The organism is Pseudomonas sp. GD04158, from assembly GCF_029834875.1.
In the GTDB taxonomy this organism is placed as follows: domain Bacteria; phylum Pseudomonadota; class Gammaproteobacteria; order Pseudomonadales; family Pseudomonadaceae; genus Aquipseudomonas; species Aquipseudomonas hydrolytica.
The window spans coordinates 1-23741 of the sequence record NZ_JAODYT010000049.1 but is presented as its reverse complement, the minus strand read 5'-3'; the positions used below and the strand labels follow the sequence as shown (position 1 = coordinate 23741).

Here is a 23741-nt window from a genome sequence, read left to right as displayed (position 1 = left end):
TCTTCTGTTGCGAGAATTTTGTCGCTAATTATTTGCGTTTGCGTCTAGCAAATGCTGCCAGTGAGGCAACCTGCTGCAAAGGGACTGCCAGCAGCTATCGACAGCGCATCAGGAGATCGTCCCTTGTTCAGCAGAAAAACCCACCTGGCCGTGGCGATTGCGGCCGCCTGCAATTTCAGTCAAGCGCTGGCCGCCGAGCAGGAGCAGCTCGAGCTGGATGCTCAGACCGTGGTCGGCAGCAGTGCGGCGGACGAGGTCGATAGCTACAAATCCACCCCCAGCAGTGCTGCGACCAAGCTCGACCTGACCCCGCGGCAGACGCCGCAGGCGATTTCCACCCTGAGCGGCGCCCAGCTGCGCGACTTCAAGCTCACCAGCGTCAACGATGCGCTCAAGGCCGTGCCGGGCGTGCAGGTGCAGGAAGTCGAAACCGATCGCACCTACTACACCGCCCGCGGTTTCGATATCACCAACTTCCAGTACGACGGCATCGCCGTGCCCTTCGTCTACGGCAATGTCGAGGGTGATCTGGACACCTCGATGTACGAGCGCGTGGAGGTGATTCGCGGCGCCAACGGCCTGATGTCGGGCACCGGCAATCCCTCGGCGACCGTCAACTTCGTGCGCAAGCGGCCAACCTTGGCACCGCAGGCGCGCGTGGACCTGACGGCCGGCTCCTGGGACAAGCGCCGTATCGACACCGACGTATCCGGTGCGCTGTCCGATGCCGGCAACATCCGCGGCCGCGTGGTGTACGCCAACGAAAACAAGAACTCCTACCTCGACCGCTACTCGCGCGAGAAGAACGTCTTCCACGGGGTGCTGGAGTTCGATCTGGACGAGCGCACCCTCTTCACCCTCGGCCACACCCTGCAGACCAGTGATGCCAACTCGCCGATGTGGGGTGCGCTGCCGCTGAACTACAGCGACGGTTCGCAGACCGACTATTCCCGCTCCACCAGCACGTCCTCCGATTGGGCCTATTGGGACGTCAAGGAAAACCGCACCTTTGCCGAGCTGGCGCACACCTTCGACAACGGTTGGCAAGCCAAGACCGTACTGACGCGAGTGGAAAAGAAGGGCGATGGCTCGTTGTTCTATATGTACGGTACGCCGGATAGGAATACCGGCCTCGGCCTGTTCAGCTATCCGTCCGAGTACAAGGACGAGAACAAGCAGCTGATCGTCGATGTGCAGGCCAGCGGCCCGTTCAGCCTGGCGGGCCGTCAGCATGAAGCCGCGCTGGGGGCCAGTTGGTCGCGCTCGGAGCTGAACGATATCTCCTATTACGACTCCACCACCGGCACTGCCCTGCCGCCGCTGGAGCAGTGGGATGGCAACATCGGCAAACCGCTGAACGACCGGCCTACCAACGGCAGCGATTTCACCGACCGCATGAAGAGCATGTACGGCGCCGCGCGCTGGAGCTTGACCGACAAGCTGAGCCTGATCACCGGCACACGTGTCGTCGATGTGAAAAGTGACGGTACCAACTACGGTGTCGCGAAGACCTCGAAGAACAGCGGCAAGGTGGTGCCCTATGCGGGGGTGGTCTACGACATCACCGATCAATATTCGGTCTACGCCAGCTATACCGAGATCTTCGATCCGCAGACCAAAACCAATGCTGCGGGCTCGCGCCTGGCGCCGGTAGAGGGCGTGAACTACGAGGCGGGCATCAAGGGCGAGCTGTTCGACGACAAGGTCAACGTGGCGCTGGCGGTGTTTCGCACCGAGCAGGACAACTTCGCCCAACAGGCGGGCAGCATCGGTGGCCGCGCCTATTACCGCGCGGTCGAGGGGCTGACCAGCGAAGGCTACGAGATCGAGATTTCCGGCCAGCCCATTCAGGGACTGGAGCTGAATGCGGGCTACACCTTCGTCGACATCACCAATGCCGATGGCTCGCACGGGGTCACCTACTCGCCCAAGCACATGGTCAAGACCGCCGCGACCTATCGGATTCCGGCGCTGGACAAGCTCAAGGTCGGCGCCGCCGTACGTTGGCAGGACGATATCCACAACGGCATCGCCGAGCAGGACGCCTACGCCGTGGTCGACCTGATGGCCAGCTACGACATCGATCCCAACTGGAGCGTGTCGGCCAACCTCAACAACCTCACCGACGAGAAGTACCTGAACAGCCTGTACTGGACTCAGGCCTATTACGGTGCCCCACGTAACGTCAGCGCCACCCTGACCTGGAAATACTGACGGCCAGGGCCGCCCGCACGGGCGGCCCTGCCGGTCGACGAGAGGATTCGATGCGTCCGATTCTGGTTTTGCTGCACCGCTGGTGCGGCCTGTTCATCGCCCTGTTCCTGTTCACCGCCGGCTTGACCGGCGCTGTCATTTCCTGGGATCACGAACTGGACGAATGGCTCAACCCGCACCTGTTCGATGCGCAAACCGAAGGGCAGGCGCAGGACCCGCTGCAACTGGTGGACGCCCTGGAAGCGCGCGACCCGCGCCTGCAGGTGAGCTTTATGTCGCTGGCGCTGGAACCCGGCCATGCGCTGGGCATCTTCGTCGATCCGCGTATCGATCCGGCCACCGGCAAGGCCTTCAAGCTCGGCTTCAACCAGCTCGGCATCGACCCGGTCACTGGCGAGATCCAGGGCCAGCGCGAATGGGGGGCGATCTCCCTGAGCCGGGAGAACCTGCTGCCATTTCTCTACAAGCTGCATTACAGCCTGCATATCCCGGACGGCTTCGGCATCGAGCTGGGCATGCTGTTCTTCGGCATCGTCGCCATCGTCTGGTGCATCGACTGCCTGGTGGCGCTGTGGTTGTCGTTTCCCAACCTGCGCAGCTGGCGCAAGTCGTTCGCCTTTCGCTGGAGCCAGGTCGGCTACAAGCTGAATTTCGACCTGCATCGTTCCGGCGGGGTATGGATCTGGCTGTTGCTGCTGGTGCTGGCCGTCACCTCGGTGTCGATGAACCTGGAGCGGCAGGTGACCAGGCCGCTGGTCGAGCTGTTTTCGCCGCTGACGCCCAGCCCCTTCGCCAGCCGCACGTCGGTCACCCTGGATGAGCAGATCGTGCCGCTGATCGACCGCCGCCAGGCCATCGCCGTGGCCGATGCCGAGGCGCGGCGGCTGGGCTGGGACGCGCCTCCCGGCGGGCTGTTCCATTCGGCAGAGTTCGGCGTGTATGGCGTCGGCTTCTACGAGCCGGGCGACGATCACGGCGATGCCGGGCTGGGCAACCCCTGGATCTACGTCGACAGCCAGACCGGCGAACTGGCCGGCGCGCACGTGCCGGGCACCGGCAGTGCCGGGGATATCTTCCTGCAGGCGCAGTTCCCGCTGCATTCCGGGCGCATCATCGGTCTGCCGGGGCGCATCCTGGTGTCGTTGCTGGGCCTGGCGGTGGCGGGGCTGTCGCTGACGGGCGTGGTGATCTGGGCGAAGAAGCGCCGTTCGCGCCTGCTCGCCGAGCAGCGCCTGCGCGGCGTTTCACAGGCCATGACGTAAGCGGATCGCCGCGACCAGTTCGGCGCGCCGCTCGAGGAAACGGTCGAAGGCCTCTATCAGCTCGGGGTGGTGGATGCTCGACAGGTAGTAGTGATCCTCGACGTGCGCGAGCTGCGGGTCGAATACCAGGGCGTCCGGCGCCAGGCGCATCTGGCGCAGCTGATGGGTGACCACGCGGGGGTTGAGGTAGACCGCATCGACCCGGTCGCTGGCGGCCATCAGCAGCAGCGATTCGATCTGGTTGGCCTGGATCAGCTTGATCCGCTGGGCGCGGATGTCCTCTAGGTAGGGCCAGGGGGTGAAACCGTTCTGCGTGCCGAGCAGGCGGATGCGTGCCTTGCCCTGGCCAAGGTATTGCGGCTTGACCAGCACGCCATCGACATAGGGCGCCGCCGGCTGGCTGTAGCGTACCGGGTGGCCGGCCTTCTGGTCGGCGTTCCATTGCGGGTGGTCGGGAAACTTCAGATCGACCCGGCCGCCGAGAAAGTCGCCAAGCAGGCGCCTGACCGGCAGCGGCGTATAGACGAAGCGGTAGCCCTGTTCTGCGGCGAAGGCGTCCAGCAGCTCGCGGGCGTAGCCGCGGTATTCGCCGTTCTCCACCTCGGAATAGGGCTGATAGGGCTGCAGCTCGACGCCCACGCGAATGGCCTCCTGCGCCTGGCTGGGCACGAGGTGCAGGCTGAGGCAGAGCAGCAGGGCAAGGCGGATTTTCATGGCGGGTCGGGTCTCGCTGACGGCTAACAGCGCTTGACCCCAGTAACCATAGCTGCGCTTCGGAGCCTGTTCAAAGTCTCGCCAGACGCGGGTGGCAGTGGCGAGTCGAGGCCTCGCGTCAGAGGATCGGCGAGATCAGCCGCGCCACACGCATGCCCAGTTGCTGCAGGCGATGCAAGTTGCGCCGGTCGGCATTGACCAGCTCGCGCGAGCGGCTGAAATCCTCCTCCAGCATGTGGCTCACCTGGGCGTTGAAGGCCTCGTCGAAGATCAGCAGGTTGGCTTCGAAATTCAGGCGGAAGGAGCGGTTGTCCAGGTTGGCGCTGCCCAGCAGGCTGGCGTCATGGTCGATCAGCAGCGCCTTCTGGTGCATGAAGCCCGGCTGGTAGCGGAAGATCCGCACCCCGGCGCGCAGCGCCTCGAAGGCATACAGGCTGGAGGCGGCGTAGACGATATGGTGGTCCGGCCGCGACGGCAGCAGCAGGCGTACGTCCACGCCGCGCATCACCGCCAGGCGCAGGGCGGCGAACAGCGCCTCGTCGGGCACGAAGTAGGGGCTGCTCAGCCAGACCCGTTCGCGCGCCGCGTGAATCGCTTCGACGAACAGCAGCGAGCAGGTTTCCTGCGGGTCCGCCGGGCCGCTGGCGATGACCTGGCAGAGCTGGCCGGGCTCGTCCTGCTTGCTCGGCATCAGCAGCGGCGGCAGCTTCTGGCAGGCCCAGTACCAGTCTTCGGCGAAGGCCTCCTGCAGGCTCGCCACCACCGGCCCGCGCACTTCCACATGGGTGTCGCGCCAGGGCGCCAGCGGCGGTTTCTGGCCGAGGTATTCCACGCCAACGTTGAGCCCGCCGAGAAAGCCGATCTCGCCATCGACCACGACGATCTTGCGGTGGTTGCGGAAATTCAGCTGGAAGCGGTTGAACAGCCCGGCACGGGTGGGGAAGGCGTGCACCAGCGCGCCGCCTCGGCGCAGGCGCTCGATGTAGGCGCGCGGCAGCGCATGGCTGCCGACGCCGTCGTACAGCACATGCACCCGCACGCCGGCGGCGGCGCGCTCCAGCAGCACCTCGAGCAGGCGCCGGCCGAGGGCGTCGTCACGGATGATGAAGAACTGCAGCAGGATCACCTGCTGCGCGCTGGCCAGCGCCGCGAAGATCGCGGCGAAGGTGGCTTCGCCGTCGATCAGCAGCTCCACGCGGTTGCCGGTCAGCCCCGGCAGGTGCGAGAGGCGCGGCAGGGCGCCCAGTCGCTCGTAGACCGGCGACAGATGCGCCGCCTTGGCTTCCTCGACCCAGGGGCGCCAGTCCTGTTCGGCCATGGCATGGCGCATTTCCTTGTCGGCCTGGCGCCGCGCCTTGACGTAGGCATCGAAACGGCTGCGGCCGAACACCAGATACGGCAGCAGCGTCAGATAGGGCATGAAGAACAGCGACAGACCCCAGGCCAGCGCTCCCTGCGCCGTGCGCACGGTCAGCACGGCATGGATCGCCGCCAGTACGCCGAGGGCGTGGACGGTAGCGATCAGGTAGCCGAACAGGTGGGGAATGCCGAAATCCGCAGGCATGCAGGAGCGTCCTTTGCACAGGCTGTGTGCAGCTGACCACGGGGGTTGCAGAGCGTTCGTCAGCCATCCTGCCATGCGCCGCAGGACAATGGCAGAGGGCGGTGGCAGCAGCTACGGGCAAGATGTATTTGGGCGGCTCACGTGCGCGCCGTTTCTGAATGAGCCGAATTCATGTGTTACCCTTTGCGTCCGACCCAAGGGTGGGTCGTCATCAATTGGAGGAGGGCATCCGTCCTGTTCACGCTCGTCTAGCGAGTCAACGCATCAAGGAGCACGCCAACCATGGGAAACGTCCCTTCGCATGAAACGACACCGCCATCCGCAGCGGAAACCCACGACGGCATCCCGGCACCGACCGGTGAAGCCAATCTGATCGATACCGACTACGTCATCGGCCAGGACAACATCAAAGGCCAGTTCATCTTCTCACTGGACATTCACGGCAAGGTCTTCACCATCTCCGCGCTGGTCGCCATCGTCTTCGTGGTGCTGGCGCTGGCCCTGCAGAACCAGGTCGAGCCGCTGTTCAGCGGTCTGCGCGACTGGCTCACCCATCACATGGCCTGGTTCTTCATCGGCGCCGCCAATGTCTTCGTTCTGCTCTGCCTCGGGCTGATCGTCTCGCCGCTGGGGCGGGTACGCATCGGCGGCAAGCAGGCGACTCCCGACTACACCTACGTGGGCTGGTTCTCCATGCTCTTCGCCGCGGGCATGGGCATCGGCCTGATGTTCTATGGCGTGTCCGAGCCGATGTCGCACTACAGTGCGGCGCTGGGCGGGGTCACGCTGGGCGAGGACGGTGTGCGCACCGACTGGGCACCGCTCGGCGGCGCCGCCGGCAACACCGAGGAAGCGGTGCGCCTGGGCATGGCCGCGACCATCTTCCACTGGGGCCTGCACCCCTGGGCGATCTACGCCATCGTCGCCCTGGCCCTGGCGCTGTTCTCCTTCAACAAGGGCCTGCCGCTGTCGATCCGCTCGATCTTCTACCCGATCCTCGGTGAGCGCGTGTGGGGCTGGCCGGGCCACGTGGTGGACATCCTCGCGGTGTTCGCCACCCTGTTCGGCCTGGTCACTTCGCTGGGCCTCGGCGCCGAGCAGGCGGCGGCCGGCATGGAATACCTGTTCGGCATCAGCGCCACCGACACCAGCAAGGTGCTGCTGATCGTGGCCATCACCCTCATCGCCCTGGTGTCGGTGGTCGCCGGGCTGGAGAAGGGGGTCAAGCGCCTGTCGGAAGTGAACATGGCCCTGGCCATGGCGCTGCTGCTGTTCGTCATCATCGCCGGGCCGACCCTGGCCATCTTCACCGGCTTCTTCAAGAACCTGGGCGCCTACCTGCAATACCTGCCGGCGCTGGCCAACCCGGTCGGCCGTGAGGATGCCAACTTCAGCCAGGGCTGGACCGCGTTCTACTGGGCCTGGTGGATCAGCTGGTCGCCGTTCGTAGGCATGTTCATCGCCCGCGTCAGTCGTGGCCGCAGCGTGCGCGAGTTCCTTATCGCCGTGCTGCTGGTGCCGTCGCTGGTCTCGGTGCTGTGGATGACCGCCTTCGGCGGCACCGCGATCAACCAGCTGCTGGTGGACGGTTTCACCGGTGCGCAGGACGCCGGTCTGGAACTGAAGCTGTTCAGCATGCTCGGTGAAATGCCGCTGACCGCCATCACCTCGTTCATCGGCATCGTGCTGGTGGTGGTGTTCTTCATCACCTCGTCGGACTCCGGCTCGCTGGTGATCGACACCATCACCGCCGGCGGCAAGGTCAACGCGCCGGTGCCGCAGCGGGTGTTCTGGGCCAGCATCGAAGGGGTGATTGCCATCGCCCTGCTGCTCGGTGGCGGTCTGGTGGCGCTGCAGGCCATGGCCGTGTCGACAGGCCTGCCGTTCACCCTGGTGCTGCTGGTGGGCTGCGTGTCCATCGTCAAGGGGCTGATGAGCGAGCCGCGCTGAGCGCCGCTGCCGCCACCTCGGAGAGCGCGCCTGCGGGCGCGCTTTTTCGTGCAGGCTTCATGACTGCGAAGCGCCGGGCGGCGGGCATGGGCTCATCGATACGCCCCTGGTCGCTAATGGATAGCCCCACGCCGTTTGCGCCGCTCTTGCCGGTTTTTCCTTCTGTTAGCGTCAGCCACCGCGTGCGGCATGGCGCCGCTCGCTGCGTTCAGCGCCATAACAAGAAGGAGCAGCCCATGAGCCAAGCCCCTGTGCCTCCAGGGCCCAGCAAAGCCAACGACGACGGTATTCCGGCCCCGAGTGGAGCCGTCAGTCTGATAGACACCGACTACGTGGTCGGCCAGGACAACATCCGCGGTCGCTACCTGGTCAACCTCGATATCCACGGCAAGGTATTTCTCGTCTCCGCGCTCAGTGCGCTGATCTTCGTGGTGCTGGCGCTGGCCCTGCACAACGAGGTGGAGCCGCTGTTCAAGGCCGTTCGCGACTGGCTCACGCAGAACCTGGCGTGGTTCTTCCTCGGTTCGGCCAATATCTTCGTGCTGCTGTGCCTGGGCCTGATCGTCTCGCCGCTGGGCCGGGTGCGTCTCGGCGGCACGCTGGCGCGTCCCGACTATTCCTACACCTCCTGGTTCGCCATGCTGTTCGCCGCCGGTATGGGCATCGGCCTGATGTTCTATGGCGTGGCCGAACCCATGTCGCACTACGACTCGTCCCTGGCCGGCGTCGCCGTCGGCGAGAACGGTGTGCGCAGCGACTGGGCGCCGCTGGGCGCGGCGGTTGGCGATTCCGAAGAAGCGGCGCGCCTGAGCATGGCCACCACCATCTTCCACTGGGGCCTGCACCCTTGGGCGATCTACGCCATCGTCGCCCTGGCGTTGGCCCTGTTCGCCTTCAACAAGGGCCTGCCGCTGTCGTTCCGTTCGATCTTCTTCCCGCTGCTGGGCGAGCGGGTCTGGGGCTGGCCGGGTCACGTGATCGATATTCTCGCCGTGTTCGCCACCCTGTTCGGCCTGGTCACCTCGCTGGGTCTGGGCGCCGAGCAGGCCACCGCCGGCCTGCACAGCCTGTTCGGCCTGCCGGCCGATCCCACCACCAAGGTGCTGCTGATCACCGTCATCACCCTGATCGCGCTGTGTTCGGTGCTGGCCGGCGTGGACAAGGGCGTCAAGCGCCTGTCCGAGATCAACCTGGGCCTGGCCCTGGTGCTGCTGCTGTTCGTCCTGATCGCCGGACCCACCGCGCTGCTGCTGAGTGGCGTGCTGGACAACCTTGGCGCCTACCTGCAGTACCTGCCGGCGCTGTCCAACCCCATCGGCCGCGAAGACGCCAACTTCAGCCAGGGCTGGACCGCCTTCTACTGGGCCTGGTGGATCAGCTGGTCGCCGTTCGTGGGCATGTTCATCGCCCGGGTCAGCCGCGGCCGCACCGTGCGCGAGTTCCTTATCGCCGTGCTGCTGGTGCCGTCGCTGGTATCGGTGCTGTGGATGAGCGCTTTCGGCGGCACCGCGCTGCATCAGGCCCTGGGCGGCCTGAGCGAACTGCAGCAGGCGGCGCTGGAGCTGAAGATGTTCGTCATGCTCGAGCAACTGCCGATCAGCGCGATCAGCTCGTTCGTCGCCATCGTGCTGGTGGTGCTGTTCTTCATCACCTCGTCGGACTCCGGCTCGCTGGTGATCGACACCATCACCGCCGGCGGCAAGGTCAATGCGCCGATGCCGCAGCGGGCGTTCTGGGTGCTGCTCGAGGGCGCGCTGGCCGTGGCATTGCTGCTGGGCGGCGGCCTGGTGGCGCTGCAGGCCATGGCGGTATCCACCGGCCTGCCTTTCACCCTGGTGCTGCTGGTGGGTTGCGTGTCCATCATCAAGGGACTGATGAGCGAGCCGCGCTGAGCCTTCCTATGAGCCTTCAGCGCCCGTGAGGCGCTGACGGCTTGCCAGCATGACGCCCCGGTCGATCGACCGGGGCGTCGTCGTTTATGGTCTGGTGCGCCGGCGCCCGTTCCGTAATCGCTGCAAGGCCGCTGCGTCCGGGTCGGGGGGGCGGCCAGCTACCCAGGCACCAGCGCCATATTCTCATGAGGCTAGCGAGCCGTTTGGCTGCGGCTGGCAGGCCATTGCAGGGTGGCGGCCGCGGCTGCGCCCCCTGAGCGCACTGCACGGGCGAGCGCCGAAAACGAAAACGCCCCGGATCAACCGGGGCGTTGGGCGGGCAGGGCGCGCATCAGCACTCGATGATATTCACCGCCAGGCCGCCGCGAGCGGTTTCCTTGTACTTGGTCAGCATGTCGGCGCCGGTCTCGCGCATGGTCTTGATCACCTTGTCCAGGCTCACGTAGTGCGCGCCGTCACCGTACAGCGCCATGCGCGCGGCGTTGATGGCCTTCACCGAGGCGATGGCGTTGCGTTCGATGCAGGGGATCTGCACCAGACCGCCGACCGGGTCGCAGGTCAGGCCCAGGTGATGCTCCATACCGATCTCGGCGGCATTCTCGACCTGCTCCGGGGTGCCGCCGAGTACCGCGCACAGCGCGCCAGCGGCCATCGAACAGGCCACGCCGACCTCGCCCTGGCAGCCCACTTCGGCGCCGCTGATCGAGGCGTTTTCCTTGTACAGAATGCCGATGGCACCGGCGGTGAGCAGGAAGTCGATGATGCCGCGCTCGCTGGCGCCGGAAATGGCGTTGGCGTAGTAGTGCAGCACGGCCGGGATGATGCCGGCGGCGCCGTTGGTCGGCGCGGTGACCACGCGGCCACCGGCGGCATTCTCCTCGTTCACCGCCAGGGCCCAGAGGTTGACCCAGTCGAGCATGCGCAGCGGATCCTCCAGGTAGCTGCGCTGGAAGCCGCCCAGCTTGCGTGCCAGGATCGCGGCGCGGCGACGCACCTTGAAACCGCCCGGGAGGATGCCCTCGGTGCGGCAGCCACGCTCGACGCAGGCCTGCATCACCTTCCAGATTTCCAGCAGGCCGGCGTCGGTCTCTTCGTCGCTGCGCCAGTGACGCTCGTTGCGGCGCATGATTTCGGCGATGCCGATACCGTGTTCGCGGCTCAGGCGCAGCAGGTCGGCACCGCTGCGAAACGGCAGCGGCAGGGCCGTGGCGTCCGGGGCGATGACCTTGTGCTTGGAGCCGTCGGCGAGAATCGCCTCGCTGACCACGAAGCCGCCGCCCACCGAGTAGTAGGTGGCTTCGTGTACCTGAATCCCGGCGGCGTCGAAGGCGGCGAAACGCAGGCCGTTGGCGTGCAGCGGCAGCGCCTTGCGGAACATCTTCAGATCGGTCTTCTCGTCGAAGCGCACGGCATGCTTGCCGGCCAGGACGATGCGCTTGTCGCGACGGATGGTGTCGATGTAGGCCGGCACCTGATCCACGTCCACGGTGTCCGGCTCATGGCCGCTGAGGCCGAGCAGCACCGCCTTGTCACTGCCGTGGCCCTTGCCGGTGGCGCCCAGCGAGCCATACAGCTCGGCGGCGACGCGGGTCACCTGCGGCATATGGCCGTGGTTCTCCAGAGCGTGGGTGAACAGGGCGGCCGCGCGCATCGGGCCGACGGTGTGGGAACTGGACGGGCCTATGCCGACTTTGAACAGGTCGAAAACGCTGATAGCCATGGCGAGGTTCTTCTTGTCGATTAAATGGACACGCGCCCGGTTACGCGCGTGCGGATATCCCTATCTAAGAACGGCCATATCATTATGTATACTGATTTATTTTTAATGTATTCGTTAGCGACCCTTAACTATTTAGATCGCGCCATGGACATCACCCGCCTGCGCACCCTGCGCGAACTGGCTCGCTGCCGCACCATGGCGGCCGCCGCCGAGTCGTTGCACCTGACGCCCTCGGCCGTCTCGCAGCAGGTCGCCCAGCTCGAGCGCGAGGCCGACATGGCGCTGATCGAACGGCGTGGTCGCGGTGTGGTACTGACGCCGGCCGGTGAACGCCTGGTGGCGCATGCCGAGCGCATCCTCATGGTGCTCGACGAGGCGCGCTCCGAGCTGGCGCAGTTGCGCGGGGAAATCGCCGGCGAACTGCGCGTGGCGGCCTTTCCGTCGATTGCCGTGGCGGTGATCGCGGAAACCGTGCGCGCATTGCGCAGCGCCTACCCGCGGCTGAACGTGGTGGTGCTGGACCTTGAGCCGCAGGAAAGCCTCAGCGCCCTGGGCTCCTGGCAGATCGACGTGGCGGTGATCGACGACCTGGCCGTGACCCCGGACGAGAACCGCGAGCACTACGCGCTGATTCCCCTGACCCAGGACCTGCTACATGTGCTGCTGCCCATCGACCATGCCCTGGCCCGGCGCGACAGCCTGACCATCGGCGACCTGCGCGACGAAGCCTGGGCGCTGGATTCCACCGGCAGCTCGTTTGGCGAATTCATCACCAACCTGTGCCGCCGCTCGGGCTTTGCGCCGCGCATCAACGCCCACTGCGCGGGCTTCGAGATGGTCGCGGCCATGGTCGCCTCGGGCAATTCCATCTCCATCGTCTCCGGCCTGCGCCTGGTGCGCCCGCTGCCTGGCGTCACCGCCGTGCCGCTGCTACCCGATATCCAGCGCGGCGTGTTCCTCGCCTACCGCAAGGGCGAGCGCGATCACCCGGCGGTGAACGTGTTTCTCGACGAGGCGGTGTATACGGCTGACAGGGTGCTGGGTTAGCCGAGCGCATGGATTCGCGAAGCAGCAGCGGGAGAAAAGGCTTTGCCGGCTTGTTGCTGCACCAAACCCTGGGATTCACCCTGCCGGTGACTGCGGCGGGCGCGAGGGTTCACCGCCGCCCGTATGGCGGCCACTAGCTGCGTGGCACCAGCACATACCACAGCAGCAGAAACACCAGGGCACAGGCCACCACCAGTACACCCATGACGCCTATCGCCATGGGGCTCAGCTGCTGCGGTCTGCCCATGCGCTGCACGAACGACGTCACCAGCAACGGAGCGGCCGCTATCAGGGTCACCGTGTTGGAAGCTTCCAGTGACAGGGCAATGACAGGCGGGATGGTGAACAGCAGCAACAACAGCAAGCCGCGCATGGCAAATTCGCTCCTCCAGGGTGGGCGGGGACTCAGCTCCAGAGCGCCCCGACCGGCGTATGCGCTGGGTAGTGCTTCGCCACTTGCGCCTGCAGCAGCTCGCCACAGGCCAGGGCATCGGTCAGCGCATGGTGCGCCGAGTATAGCGGCAGGCCGTAGCGCAGGCGGCTGTCGGCCAGGCGGATGGAGAGCGGGCGGCGGCCGCGCAGACGATTCCACCAGTTGACCCTGCGTTTGGGATGCAGGCGGGCTTCCAGCTCCATGGTATCGATGATGGGGAAGATCAGTCCTTCGCCCAGGTGCCGGCGCAGGGCCTGGTCGAGGAAGCTGTGTTCGATGTGGCGGTAGTGCGCCACCACCACCTTGCCGGCCAGTGCTTCGAGCAGTTCGTCCAGTACGCTGGCCAGGCGCGGGGCGTGGCGGATATCGCTGTGGGTGATGTGGTGGAAGGTCACCGATTCGGCGCTCAGTTCGCCAGCGGGTTTGACCACCCAGTAGCGCGCCTCGCTGCAGCGGATGCGTTGCAGGTTGAGCGGCACCAGGCCGAGGCTGACGATGGCGTGCTCACGCGGGTCGAGCCCGGTGGTTTCCACGTCCAGCGCCACCAGCGGCACCTCGGCCAGGGGCGTATCGGCGGCGACGCAGCCGGCGCCGTAGTAGGCGCGCAGGCGTGGATCGCGGCTGCTTTCGGCGAGGCTGGCGAAGAGTTGCGGCCAGTCCTGGGCCGCGTGCTCGCTCATTGCGGGCGGCTCGCCGGCTGGGCCGGGTAGCGAAAGCGCAGGAACTTCTGCGCGTTGCTGATCACCTGGAAGGCTTCCTTGAGGTGCTGGCGTTCGCTGGCGCTGAACTGTTCCGGCTCGATGTAGTTGCTCGGCGCGTTGCCGGCCTCGACTTCGCGGGCCTGGTGGCGCACGCGCACCAGGCTGAGGAATTCGAAGGCATAGCGCAGGTGCTCCAGCGCTTCCCTGGGCAGCAGCTTGGTGGCGGCGATGGCGTCGAGGCGATCCAGCGAATTCTGCGCCTTGGAGCCGCAGGCCAGGGCATGCACGCGGATCAGGTCGGTAAGCGGCGCGGTACCGCGCCCCTTGAGATTGATGATGTTCTTCTGGCGGCCGTCGGTTTCCATCACGAAGGTGCGGAAGAAGCCCAGCGGCGGCGTGCGGTTGAGGGCATTGCGCGCCAGCGCGGCGAGGAAGGCGGGGCTGGCGCTGGCCTTCTGTGCCAGCAGGTCCTTGAGGTTCTCCACCAGCTCGGTTTCGCCGTAGAGGCCGTCGAGGTCGAAGAAGATGCTGGCGTTGAGCAGGGTTTCCGGGTTGGGCCGCTCGATCCACTCGCTGAAGTACTGCCGCCACACCTTCAGCGGCTGCCGCCACCTGGGGTTGGTGGCCATGATGCCGCCCTTGCAGTAGCTGTAACCGCAGGCGGCCAGGCCGTCGCTGACGAACTGCGCCAGTTCGGCGAAGTAGGCGTCGTGCTCGTCGGCATCGAAGCGGTCGTCGAGCACCAGGGCGTTGTCCTGGTCGGTGAGCAGCAACTGTTCGTCGCGGGCCATGGAGCCGGCGACCATGAAGCAGTAGGGCACCGGCGGCGGGCCGAGTTTCTGTTCGGCCAGCTCCAGCAGGCGCTGGCTGAAGGCGCGGCCGATACCGCTCATGGCGCTGCCGACCATGTGTGCGCTGGCGTCGTCGGCGACCATGCGCACGAAGGTGGCGCGCAGGTCCGGCAGCAGGCTCTTGAGCCCTTCCACCGACGTCTTGTTGAAGATGCCGTTGACCAGATACAGGCTGCTGCGCGACTCGTAGCGGACGATGTCGGCCAGCGCCACCACCCCCACCGGGCGCCGCCGATGGAGGATCGGCAGATGGTGGATGTTGTTGCGCAGCATGCACAGCATGGCCTCGAACACCGAGTCGTCGGCCTGCAGGGTGACGGGGTTGGGCGTCATTACCTTGCTCACCGGGGTGCTGCTGGGCAGGCCGGCGGCGACCACGCGGGTACGCAGGTCGCGGTCGGTGAGGATGCCGGCCATCACCTGATTCTGCTGCTCGGCCACGTCCACCTGCTGCGGGTCGGGCCAGCGCGTGCCGGGGTCGACGACGATCACCGAGGACACGCCGTGTTCGGTCATCACCTGTGCCACCTGCTGGATCGGCGTATCCAGCGGCACGCTCACCGCGCCGCGCGAGATCAGCTTGCGTACCTTGATCTTCATCAGCTCGCTGGCCTTGCCGTGGCTGTCTTCCAGGGCGGATTTCAGCCGCGACTGACCTTCGGCCTCGACGAAGTCGGCGAAGTTGTCGAACTGCTCGCAGAGCTGGTGGAACAGCGCGCCGGGGATGAAGTAGATCAGGCAGTCTTCCAGCGCCGTGGCGCCCAGGCGCACCTTGTTGCCGCGCAGCAGGCCGGCCTGGCCGAAGATGTCGCCCTCGGCCAGGCGGTTGTGCAGCTCGCCGCCACGCCGATGGATCTCCACCGCGCCGCTGCGCACGTAGTGCAACTCGTGGATCGGCGCACCGACGGCGAGGATTTCGCTACCTGCCTTGAAGTAGCCCACTTGCACCTGACGGGCGATCTCGTCGAGAGTCTGCTCCGGCAGCGTGTCGAAGGGGGCGAAGCGATTCAGGTGGTCGCGGATCTCGATCAGCTCGATCTGCATGTGGGCCTCGCTGACTGGCTGGCACTACAGGATACGGGCATGCCCGAGGCATGTCCCCCCGCATGTCGCGGCGAGGCAATGGGCTGTCGAACGCCGGTGGCCGTACATCAGCCTGCGCAAGGGCAACCCAGGGGCCACTGCGCAGGCGGCAGCGTCCTGGCTCAGGTGTCGTCGAGGCCGGGCATGCGGGCTTCCAGGCTAAGGCGTGCGACCAGTTCATCCAGGAGCAGACTGCCGAGATTGTCGCCGGCGCGGCTGCGCAGGGTGACGCGGCCTTCGGCTTTTTCCTGCTCGCCGATCACCAGCAGGTAGGGCACCTTCTGCAGCGTGGCTTCGCGGATCTTGTAGCCGATCTTCTCGTTGCGCAGGTCGACAGTGGCACGCAGGCCGGCGCGCTTGAGGCGGGCCAGCACCTGGCGGGCGTAGTCGTTTTGCCCTTCGCTGATGGTCAGCACGGCGGCCTGCTGCGGCGCGAGCCACAGCGGGAACAGGCCGCTGTAGTGCTCGATGAGGATGCCGGTGAAGCGCTCCAGCGAGCCGAACAGGGCGCGGTGCAGCATCACCGGGCGCTCGCGCTCGCCCTGTTCGTTGACGTAGCTGATATCGAAGCGCTCCGGCAGGTTGAGGTCAACCTGCAAGGTGCCGCACTGCCAGTCGCGGCCGATGGCGTCACGCAGGACGAACTCCAGCTTGGGCCCGTAGAAGGCGCCTTCGCCCGGGTTGAGCTGATAGTCGATGTTCATCCGTTGCAGCGCGCCGGACAGTGCGCCTTCGAGCTGGTCCCAGGTGGCGTCGCTGCCGATGCGGTTGGCCGGGCGGGTGGAGAGTTTCACCGCCACCTCGTTGAAGCCGAAGTCGCGGTAGATGGCGAACACCAGGGCGATGGTGTCGGCGCATTCCTGCTCCATCTGTGCGGCGGTGCAGAAGATATGCGCGTCGTCCTGGGTGAAGTGGCGCACGCGCAGCAGGCCGTGCAGTGCACCGGAGGGTTCGTAGCGGTGCACCTTGCCGAACTCGGCCATGCGCAGCGGCAGGTCGCGGTAGCTTTTCAGGCCACGGGCATACAACGCCACGGCGCCGGGGCAGTTCATCGGCTTGAGGGCAAACACGCGTTCGTCCTCAGTGGTAGTGGTGAACATGGCGTCGCGGTAGTTGAACCAGTGCCCGGAGGTTTCCCACAGGCTGCGGTCCATCACGTCCGGGGTGTTGACCTCGACGTAGCCGGCGGCGTCCTGCTGCTGGCGCATGTAGCCGATCAGCTGCTGGAACAGCGTCCAGCCCTTGGGGTGCCAGAACACCGAGCCGGGGGCGCAGTCGTCGAAGTGGAACAGGTCGAGCTGGGCGCCGAGCTTGCGGTGATCGCGTTTGCCCGCTTCCTCCAGGCGGGTGAGATGGGCCTTGAGTTCCTTCGGCGTGGCCCAGCAGGTGCCGTAGATGCGCTGCAGCGCGGCGTTCTTGGCATCGCCACGCCAGTAGGCACCGGCCACCTTGGTCAGCTTGAAGGCCTGCAGATGGCCGGTGCGCGGAATGTGCGGGCCGCGGCAGAGGTCTTCGAAGTCACCCTGGCGATAGAGCGACAGCACTTCGCCCTCGGCAATGTCGCGGATCAGCTCGGCCTTGTAGTGCTCGCCCTGCGCCGCGAAATGGGCGATGGCGGCGTCGCGCGGTAACTCGCGGCGGTTGACCGGCAGATCGGCAGCGGCCAGCTCGCGCATGCGCGCCTCGATGCGTTCGAGGTCGTCGGGGGTGAAGGGGCGCTCGAAGGCAAAGTCGTAATAGAAGCCGTCTTCGATCACCGGGCCAATGGTCACCTGGGCGCTCGGGTACAGCTGCTTGACCGCCATGGCCAGCAGGTGCGCGCAGGAGTGGCGCAGCAGTTCCAGACCCTCCGGATCGCGGGCGGTGATCAGGCTGAGCTGGGCGTCGTTTTCGATCAGCGCGCTGGTGTCCACCAGGCGGCCATCCAGGCGGCCGGCCAGGGCGGCCTTGGCCAGGCCGGGGCCGATGTCGGCGGCCACCTCGGCCACGCTCGGAGGCCGGGCATAGTGACGCTGACTGCCGTCGGGCAGGGTGATATTGGGCATAGGGGTTCTCGGATCAGGGGCGGTTGAGGATGAAGTCTGTGGGGCGCGCGGTGCCCGGATAACCCGGTATCTGCGTCGCTACGGTTGTTATTCGCATCGGTAGCGCAGCGGCAAGCCTTGGCAATCGTCCTGCACCTGGCCGGCGTGCCAGGCCAGTTGGCCGGAGACGATAGTGCTGCGTACTGCGTGGCGGAAGGCGCGGCCCTGGAACGGCGTCCAGCTGCAGTGGGCGAGGATCGGGTCGGCTGCCACCGGGCGTGGTTCGGTCAGGCGTTCGACCAGGGTCAGGTCGGCCCAGTAGCCTTCGCGCAGGTAGCCGCGCTGCTCGATGGCGAAGCGCTCGGCCACGGCGTGGCTGGTCTTTTCCGCCAGCAGGGGCAGTGGCAACAGGTCGTCGGCCACCAGCTCCAGCAACGATGGCAGGGCGTGCTGCACCAGCGGCAGGCCGGATGGGGCTTGCAGATAGGGACGCTGCTTTTCTTCCAGGGTATGCGGCGCGTGGTCGGTGCCGATGATGTCCAGCCGTCCGCACAGCAGGGCCTGACGCAGGGCGTGGCGGTCGGCCTGGCTCTTGATCGCCGGGTTGCATTTGATCAGGTGGCCGAGCGCGGCGTAGTCGCGGTCATCGAAGTACAGGTGATGGGCGCAGACCTCGGCGGTGATTTGTTTACCGGCCAGCGGGCCTCGCTGGAACAGGCTCAGTTCGCGCGCGGTGGTCAGATGCAGCACGTGCAGGCGTGTGCCATAACGCTGCGCCAGGCTCACCGCCAGACTGGAGGACTGGTAACAGGCCTCGGCGTCGCGGATCGCAGGGTGCTCGCTGGCGGGAATATCGTCGCCGAAGCGCGCCCGCCACTGCGCCTCACGCTCGCGGATGCGCGGGGTGTGCTCGCAATGTGTCAGCAGCACCGTCGGGCAATCGCGGAACAGCCGCTCCAGCGCCGCCAGGTCGTCGACCAGCATATTGCCGGTGCTGGCGCCCATGAACACCTTCACCGCTGCAACGCGGCTGGGGTCGAGTGCGGCGACGGTGTCGAGGTTGTCGTGGCTGACGCCGAAGTGAAAGCCGTAGTTGACCCGCGAGCAAGCGGCGGCGCGTTGCTCTTTGGCCACTAGCGCTTCCAGGGTCAGGGTCGGCGGGTTGGTGTTGGGCATGTCCATCACGCTGGTGATGCCGCCAGCCACTGCCGCCCGCGACTCGCTGGCGAAGCTGCCCTTGTGTGGCGCGCCGGGGTCGCGGAAGTGCACCTGGTCGTCGATCATCCCGGGCAGCAGGTATTGGCCGGCGGCGTCGATCTCCAGGCTGGCGTTGAGGCCGTCGATGCTGCTGGCGATCTTTTCGATACGGCCATTGTGCACCCGGATATCGGCCTCGAACTCCCGGCCTTCGTTAACCAGGCGGGCATTGCGAATCAGCAGGTCAGTCATGGCGATGTTCCTGGGAGCGGTGAGGGGCGGGTGGCACCGGGTCGTAGCCGCCCGGATGCCAGGGATGACAGCGCAGCAGGCGGCGCAGGCTCAGCCACAGGCCGCGCAGCAGGCCATGTTTTTCCAGTGCCTCGATGGCGTAGTGCGAGCAGCTCGGGTGAAAGCGGCAGCGTGGCCCGAGCAGGGGGCTGATCAGGTACTGGTAGAGGCGCACCAGGGTGATGGCCAGGCGTCTCATGTCGGTCGGCTCACGGCCACGCGCAGGCGCTCTTCGTCCAGCTCGTTGTAGAAACAGCTGGGCCGCCCGGTGTGGCACGCCGGGCCCTGCTGCTCGACCCTGAGCAACAGAGCGTCGCCATCGCAATCGAGATGGGCGCTGAGCAGGCGCTGGCGGTGCCCGCTGGTCTCGCCCTTGCGCCACAGCTGCTGGCGCGAGCGTGACCAGTAGCAGACCTGGCCGCTGTGCAGGGTTTCTTCCAGCGCGCTGCGATTCATCCAGGCCAGCATCAGCACCTCGCCGCTGTCGTAACGCTGGGCAATCACCGGGATCAGTCCGGCCTCGTTCCAGGCAATGGCCTCCAGAGCTGGGCCGAGCGCCACGGAGTGGTCGGCGTCTGCCGATTCCAGCTGCAACCAGAGAGCACTGGCGCTCATGGCTCAGCTCCAGTTCCAGCGGCTTTCCGCCACCGCGTCGTGGGCGTGCAGGCTTTCCGCGTGCACCACCCGCACGCGGAAGGCGCTGGCCTGTGGCAGCTGGCGCAGTGCCCGGTGCAGGCGGCGGGCGGCGTCTTCGCAGAACATCAGGTTCTGCCCGTTGGCCAGGGCGAAGGCCTGCTCGTCAGCGCGCTTCACCGCGGTTTGCACCGGCGTGCCGAGCGCGCGTTCGGCGGCCTCGAGCAGCGCCAGCAGGGGCAGGTCGATGCAGTCGGCAGCCAGGCGCAGTTGCAGCGTGGCCGTGCTGCGCTGGCTGTGCGGCGTGGCGACTATGCCCTGGGTCGAGCCGAGCCAGTCGAGCACATCCAGGTAGTTCAGTGGCTGCTGCGCGAAACTTTCGGCGAAGCGCTGCTGGATCAGCTGGCGGGCCAGGGCTGCCGAGCAGGGGCAGGTCGAGGAGTAGTCCAGTTCGACCTGCAGTTCCATGTGCAGGCCGCGGCCATCCTGGCGGGCGTGAATCTCGAAGGGGTAGTGCTTCCAGCCGCTCAGCTGGCTGACCAGTGCCGGGCGCTGCAGCGGCAGCGCGCCGCGCACCGTCAGCGAGGCGCTGTCGGACAGCTCGTGGTGGCTGCTCAGGCAGTCGTCCAGCAGATGCTGCAGCGCAGCCAGGGTCAGCGGTTTGCCCGCCAGGCCCTGCAGAGCCAAGTACAGGCGCGACATGTGGATGCCGCGCGCACCGGCATCATCGAGGCTGACACCGATGTCCACGCTGGCATTCAGCGCCTGGCCCGCCAGCTGGATGGGCAGGGCGATGCCGGCCATGCCGACCCAGTGCAACGGCAGGTCGTGGTGGGTGGCTTGGGCGGCAATATCCGGCAGAAGCTGTTCGTTCATCGCAAATCCGTGGGTTGCTGTCAGAAATAAATGTTATGTTATAACAATTGAAACAAGCCAGCCGATTTGCCATGACCCTGACCGTGCCTACCGAAGCCGAACTGCTGGCCCAGCCAGCCGACGACTACATGAACGATGCCCAGCAGCGGTTCTTCCGCGAATTGCTGCTGGCTCAGCGTGCCGAGTTGCAGGCGCGCATCGACGACGAATTCACCGAGCTGCGCCAGCCTGAGATCAGCAGCGACGTTGCCGACATCGGCGCCGCCGAGGAGCAGCGTCAGTGGCAGCTGCGCCTGCTGGAGCGGGAGAAGAAGCTGCTGGACAAGATCGACCAGGCGCTCGAACGCCTGGCGCGTGGCGAATACGGCTGGTGCGCCGAGACCGGCGAACCCATCGGCCTGAAACGCCTGCTGCTGCGTCCCACCGCGACCCTGTGCATCGAAGCCAAGGAGCGTCAGGAGCAGCGCGAAAAACATCAGCGTGACCGTGACTGAACGAGGAACACCCCCATGAATCAGCGTCTACCCGTTACCGTGCTGTCCGGCTTTCTCGGTGCCGGCAAGAGCACCCTGCTCAACCACGTGCTGAAGAACCGCGAAGGCCGCAAGGTCGCGGTGATCGTCAACGACATGAGCGAAATCAATATCGACGGCGCCACCGTCCAGCAGGACGTCAGCCTCAACCGCGCCGAAGAGAAGCTTGTGGAGATGAGCAACGGCTGCATCTGCTGCACCCTGCGCGAGGACTTGCTCGAGGAGGTCAGCCGCCTGGCCCGCGACGGCCGCTTCGACTACCTGCTGATCGAGTCCACCGGCATCAGCGAGCCGCTGCCGGTGGCCGAGACCTTCACCTTCCGCGACGAGCAGGGGCGCAGCCTGTCCGACCTGGCGCGGCTGGACACCATGGTCACGGTGGTCGACGGGGTGAACTTCCTGCGCGACTTCCACGCCGCCGACAGCCTGGCCAGCCGTGGCGAAACCCTGGGCGAGGAGGACGAGCGCTCGATCACCGATCTGCTGATCGAACAGGTGGAGTTCGCCGACGTCATCCTCATCAGCAAGATCGACCTGATCAGCCAGGCCGAGCGCGAAGAGCTGATGGCCATCCTCCGTGGCCTCAACACCCACGCCGACATCCAGGCCATGAGCATGGGCCAGATCGCCCTGGACCAGATCCTCGACACCGGCCGCTTCGACTTCGACCGCGCCTCGCAGGCGCCGGGCTGGCTCAAGGAGCTGCGCGGCGAGCACGTGCCGGAAACCGAGGAATACGGCATCGCCTCCAGCGCCTACCGCGCGCGCCGCCCGTTCCATCCACAGCGTTTCTACGACTTCATCGCCCGTGAGTGGACCAATGGACGCCTGCTGCGCTCCAAGGGGTTCTTCTGGCTGGCCAGCAAGTATCAGGAAGCCGGCAGCTGGTCGCAGGCCGGCGGCCTGATGCGCCACGGTCTGGCCGGGCGCTGGTGGCGTTTCGTGGCCAAGCAGCACTGGCCGCAGGACGAGGAAGGTCTGCAGGCGATCATGAAGCACTGGAGTGCCGAGGTCGGTGACTGCCGCCAGGAACTGGTGTTCATCGGCCAGAACATCGACTTTGCCCGCCTGAGCGACGAGCTGGATGCCTGCCTGCTCACCGATGAGGAAATGGCCGGCGGCCCGGAGGCGTGGAGTCTGCTGCCCGACCCGTTCGGCGCCTGGCAGCAGGAGGCAGCCTGATGTTCGCCCTGCAGTTGCCGAAGCTCTCCCGGCAGGTGCTGGGCGAGGATATTCAGGTGCTTGGCGAGGTGCTGCGTGACGGCGTCAACCTGGCCGTCTGGCAGCGCCGCCTGCCGGCGCAGATCGCCGACTTCGCCGACGCGCTGCTGGCCCAGGGCGAGCCCCTGGCGCACTCCATGACCCTGGAGCTGCCGCGTGCCGACAGCGAGCCGAACCTGACCGGCCTGGTCGCGCAGTATGCCGACCTGCCGGGCCAGGCCGCCTTTCTCGCCGACGTGGCCTGGCTGGTGCGCGCCTACGCCTGCCTGCTCGATGCCGAGCGCATCGGTCTGCGCCTGCGCGCGCTGGACAAGGCCATGTGCCCGCGCTTTCACGTCGACCATGTGCCGCTGCGGCTGATCACCAGCTATGCCGGGGTCGGCAGCGAGTGGCTGGAAGAGGGCGCGATGCCGCGCAACAGGCTCGGTCAGCCGGAGGCAGAGCCTACGGACGAGGCGTTGATCCAACGTTTGGACGCCGGCCATGTCGCCCTGGCCAAGGGCGAGAAGTGGCAGGGTAACGAAGGCCGCGGACTGATCCACCGTTCACCGCAGCCGCCGGCCGGCCAGCGGCGTTTGCTGCTGACCCTGGATTGGCTGGCCTGAACGAAACTGTCGGCTGCCGTGGGGTGCGCCGTGCGCACCGCGTATACCGCGGTATTTGGCGGACCCAACGCGGAAATCAAAAAAATAGGCCGGAGCGACTGCCCCAGCCTTAAGCACCAAGAGATCATGTCGACGCGTGACTCGACATGAGGGTTACGTGAGGTACCCGCAGTCATTAGGCGCTTTTTGGGTGACGCTTTGATGTCAGGGTTTGATCCACTGGCCCTGATACTGCGTCTTGCAGGCCGGCTCCAGGTACAGCGCGTCGCTGGCCACGCCGTAGTAGTGGATATCCTGCAGATACAGGCCGCTGCCGGCGCGTGCGCCCTGGCACACACCATAGGCGCCTTTCGGGCACTGCTCGACGAACTCGACTTCCACCGTCTGGCCCTGCAGCTGCGGCTGGCAGAAGCCCTCGCGAAACAGCGTATCGGGGATGTTGCGATTCTCCTGGCAGATCTGCACGTCCAGGCGCTCGCCCTGGCTGTGCACCACGCAGGCCTCGGCCAGCGCCAGGCCGGGTAACAGAGAGAACAGCAAAAACCACGCACGCATCGTATCGGCTCCAGAAAAACTGCCGGCGAATCTAGCACGCTGTCGCGGCATAGTCTGTGCTGGCACTTGCAGCGCAAACCATCGACCATAGGCCCATGCTCAGCCAAATCCCCACCCACCTGATTGCCGGCCCTCTGGGCGCGGGCAAGACCAGCTTGATCCGCCACCTGTTGGCGCAGAAGCCGGCGGCCGAACGCTGGGCGGTACTGATCAACGAGTTCGGCCAGATCGGCCTGGATGCCGCGCTGCTGGAGCGCGGCGAGGACGGTATTGCCCTGGCCGAGGTGGCTGGCGGCTGTGTGTGCTGCGTCAATGGCGCGCCGTTTCAGGTCGGTCTCGGCCGCCTGCTGCGTCAGGCGCGACCGGACCGCCTGC

21 protein-coding genes are annotated in these 23741 nt (G+C 66.3%); 9 read left to right on the top strand and 12 right to left on the bottom strand.

What is annotated here, in order from left to right; all coding sequences use genetic code 11:
• Positions 1-123 precede the first annotated feature (123 nt).
• Both N7333_RS17280 and N7333_RS17275 read left to right on the top strand, forming a co-directional pair.
• Positions 124-2214 (top strand): TonB-dependent siderophore receptor, encoded by a 2091-nt coding sequence (locus tag N7333_RS17280; RefSeq protein ID WP_129483716.1) that lies wholly within the window; start codon positions 124-126, stop codon positions 2212-2214.
• A 50-nt stretch (positions 2215-2264) separates the two neighbouring features.
• Positions 2265-3476 carry a PepSY-associated TM helix domain-containing protein gene (locus N7333_RS17275; RefSeq protein WP_129483715.1) on the top strand — a complete coding sequence of 404 codons (1212 nt, stop codon included), beginning with the start codon at positions 2265-2267 and terminating at the stop codon, positions 3474-3476.
• Here N7333_RS17275 and N7333_RS17270 read toward each other — a convergent pair.
• The gene (locus tag N7333_RS17270; protein ID WP_129483714.1) at positions 3459-4190 is read right to left on the bottom strand and encodes a transporter substrate-binding domain-containing protein; all 732 of its coding nucleotides are present in this window, start codon (positions 4188-4190) and stop codon (positions 3459-3461) included. The two genes, N7333_RS17275 and N7333_RS17270, sit on opposite strands and share 18 nt — an antisense overlap.
• 118 nt (positions 4191-4308) lie before the next feature.
• Positions 4309-5754 (bottom strand): cardiolipin synthase, encoded by a 1446-nt coding sequence (gene cls, locus N7333_RS17265; protein ID WP_129483713.1) that lies wholly within the window; start codon positions 5752-5754, stop codon positions 4309-4311.
• Positions 5755-6036: 282 nt separating this feature from the next.
• On the opposite strand from cls, the gene N7333_RS17260 reads away from it, so the two are divergent.
• On the top strand, positions 6037-7704 hold the full coding sequence (locus N7333_RS17260) for a BCCT family transporter (RefSeq protein ID WP_129483712.1): 1668 nt from the start codon (positions 6037-6039) through the stop codon (positions 7702-7704).
• A 236-nt stretch (positions 7705-7940) separates the two neighbouring features.
• On the top strand, positions 7941-9596 hold the full coding sequence (locus tag N7333_RS17255) for a BCCT family transporter (RefSeq protein WP_012020276.1): 1656 nt from the start codon (positions 7941-7943) through the stop codon (positions 9594-9596).
• 331 nt (positions 9597-9927) lie between these two features.
• Here N7333_RS17255 and N7333_RS17250 read toward each other — a convergent pair whose 3' ends face one another.
• The gene (locus N7333_RS17250) at positions 9928-11316 is read right to left on the bottom strand and encodes an L-serine ammonia-lyase (protein WP_003241279.1); all 1389 of its coding nucleotides are present in this window, start codon (positions 11314-11316) and stop codon (positions 9928-9930) included.
• A 144-nt stretch (positions 11317-11460) separates the two neighbouring features.
• On the opposite strand from N7333_RS17250, the gene N7333_RS17245 reads away from it, so the two are divergent.
• Positions 11461-12363, top strand: a complete 903-nt coding sequence (locus N7333_RS17245) for a LysR family transcriptional regulator (RefSeq protein WP_003241276.1) — start codon at positions 11461-11463, stop codon at positions 12361-12363.
• Positions 12364-12496: 133 nt separating this feature from the next.
• Here N7333_RS17245 and N7333_RS17240 read toward each other — a convergent pair whose 3' ends face one another.
• The 8 genes from N7333_RS17240 to folE2 form a co-directional block, all read right to left on the bottom strand.
• Positions 12497-12736 carry a hypothetical protein gene (locus N7333_RS17240; RefSeq protein ID WP_012020274.1) on the bottom strand — a complete coding sequence of 80 codons (240 nt, stop codon included), beginning with the start codon at positions 12734-12736 and terminating at the stop codon, positions 12497-12499.
• A 32-nt stretch (positions 12737-12768) separates the two neighbouring features.
• Entirely contained in the window at positions 12769-13476 is a 708-nt protein-coding gene (locus tag N7333_RS17235) for a 3'-5' exonuclease (protein ID WP_279859147.1), read from the bottom strand.
• The gene (locus N7333_RS17230; RefSeq protein ID WP_279859145.1) at positions 13473-15392 is read right to left on the bottom strand and encodes a DUF294 nucleotidyltransferase-like domain-containing protein; all 1920 of its coding nucleotides are present in this window, start codon (positions 15390-15392) and stop codon (positions 13473-13475) included. The genes N7333_RS17235 and N7333_RS17230 overlap by 4 nt, the downstream gene beginning before the upstream one ends.
• A gap of 161 nt (positions 15393-15553) precedes the next feature.
• Positions 15554-17476 (bottom strand): threonine--tRNA ligase, encoded by a 1923-nt coding sequence (gene thrS, locus N7333_RS17225; RefSeq protein ID WP_129483710.1) that lies wholly within the window; start codon positions 17474-17476, stop codon positions 15554-15556.
• Between the two features lie 87 nt (positions 17477-17563).
• The gene (locus tag N7333_RS17220; protein WP_279859143.1) at positions 17564-18904 is read right to left on the bottom strand and encodes a dihydroorotase; all 1341 of its coding nucleotides are present in this window, start codon (positions 18902-18904) and stop codon (positions 17564-17566) included.
• Entirely contained in the window at positions 18897-19142 is a 246-nt protein-coding gene (gene yidD / locus N7333_RS17215) for a membrane protein insertion efficiency factor YidD (protein ID WP_129483708.1), read from the bottom strand. The genes N7333_RS17220 and yidD overlap by 8 nt, the downstream gene beginning before the upstream one ends.
• Positions 19139-19558 carry a phosphoribosyl-AMP cyclohydrolase gene (hisI, locus tag N7333_RS17210; protein WP_129483707.1) on the bottom strand — a complete coding sequence of 140 codons (420 nt, stop codon included), beginning with the start codon at positions 19556-19558 and terminating at the stop codon, positions 19139-19141. The genes yidD and hisI overlap by 4 nt, the downstream gene beginning before the upstream one ends.
• 3 nt (positions 19559-19561) lie before the next feature.
• Positions 19562-20452 carry a GTP cyclohydrolase FolE2 gene (gene folE2 / locus N7333_RS17205; protein ID WP_012020267.1) on the bottom strand — a complete coding sequence of 297 codons (891 nt, stop codon included), beginning with the start codon at positions 20450-20452 and terminating at the stop codon, positions 19562-19564.
• A 71-nt stretch (positions 20453-20523) separates the two neighbouring features.
• Between folE2 and dksA the strand changes: the two genes are divergently transcribed.
• Genes dksA through N7333_RS17190 form a run of 3 tightly spaced genes read left to right on the top strand, consistent with a single transcriptional unit; the run spans position 20524 to position 22811 of the window.
• Positions 20524-20946: an RNA polymerase-binding protein DksA gene (gene dksA, locus N7333_RS17200; protein ID WP_012020266.1), complete on the top strand. Its 423-nt coding sequence runs from the start codon at positions 20524-20526 to the stop codon at positions 20944-20946.
• Between the two features lie 15 nt (positions 20947-20961).
• Positions 20962-22167, top strand: coding sequence for a zinc metallochaperone GTPase ZigA (gene zigA, locus N7333_RS17195; RefSeq protein WP_003241261.1), 1206 nt, complete (start codon positions 20962-20964; stop codon positions 22165-22167).
• A complete protein-coding gene (locus tag N7333_RS17190) occupies positions 22167-22811 on the top strand; it encodes a DUF1826 domain-containing protein (RefSeq protein WP_129483706.1) in 645 nt (214 codons plus the stop codon). The genes zigA and N7333_RS17190 overlap by 1 nt, the downstream gene beginning before the upstream one ends.
• Positions 22812-23015: 204 nt before the next feature.
• On the opposite strand, the gene N7333_RS17185 is transcribed toward N7333_RS17190, so the two are convergent.
• Positions 23016-23366: a hypothetical protein gene (locus tag N7333_RS17185; protein WP_003241258.1), complete on the bottom strand. Its 351-nt coding sequence runs from the start codon at positions 23364-23366 to the stop codon at positions 23016-23018.
• A 95-nt stretch (positions 23367-23461) separates the two neighbouring features.
• Between N7333_RS17185 and N7333_RS17180 the strand changes: the two genes are divergently transcribed.
• Positions 23462-23741 (top strand): GTP-binding protein (locus N7333_RS17180; protein WP_279859138.1); only part of this gene is annotated, 280 nt, incomplete at its 3' end.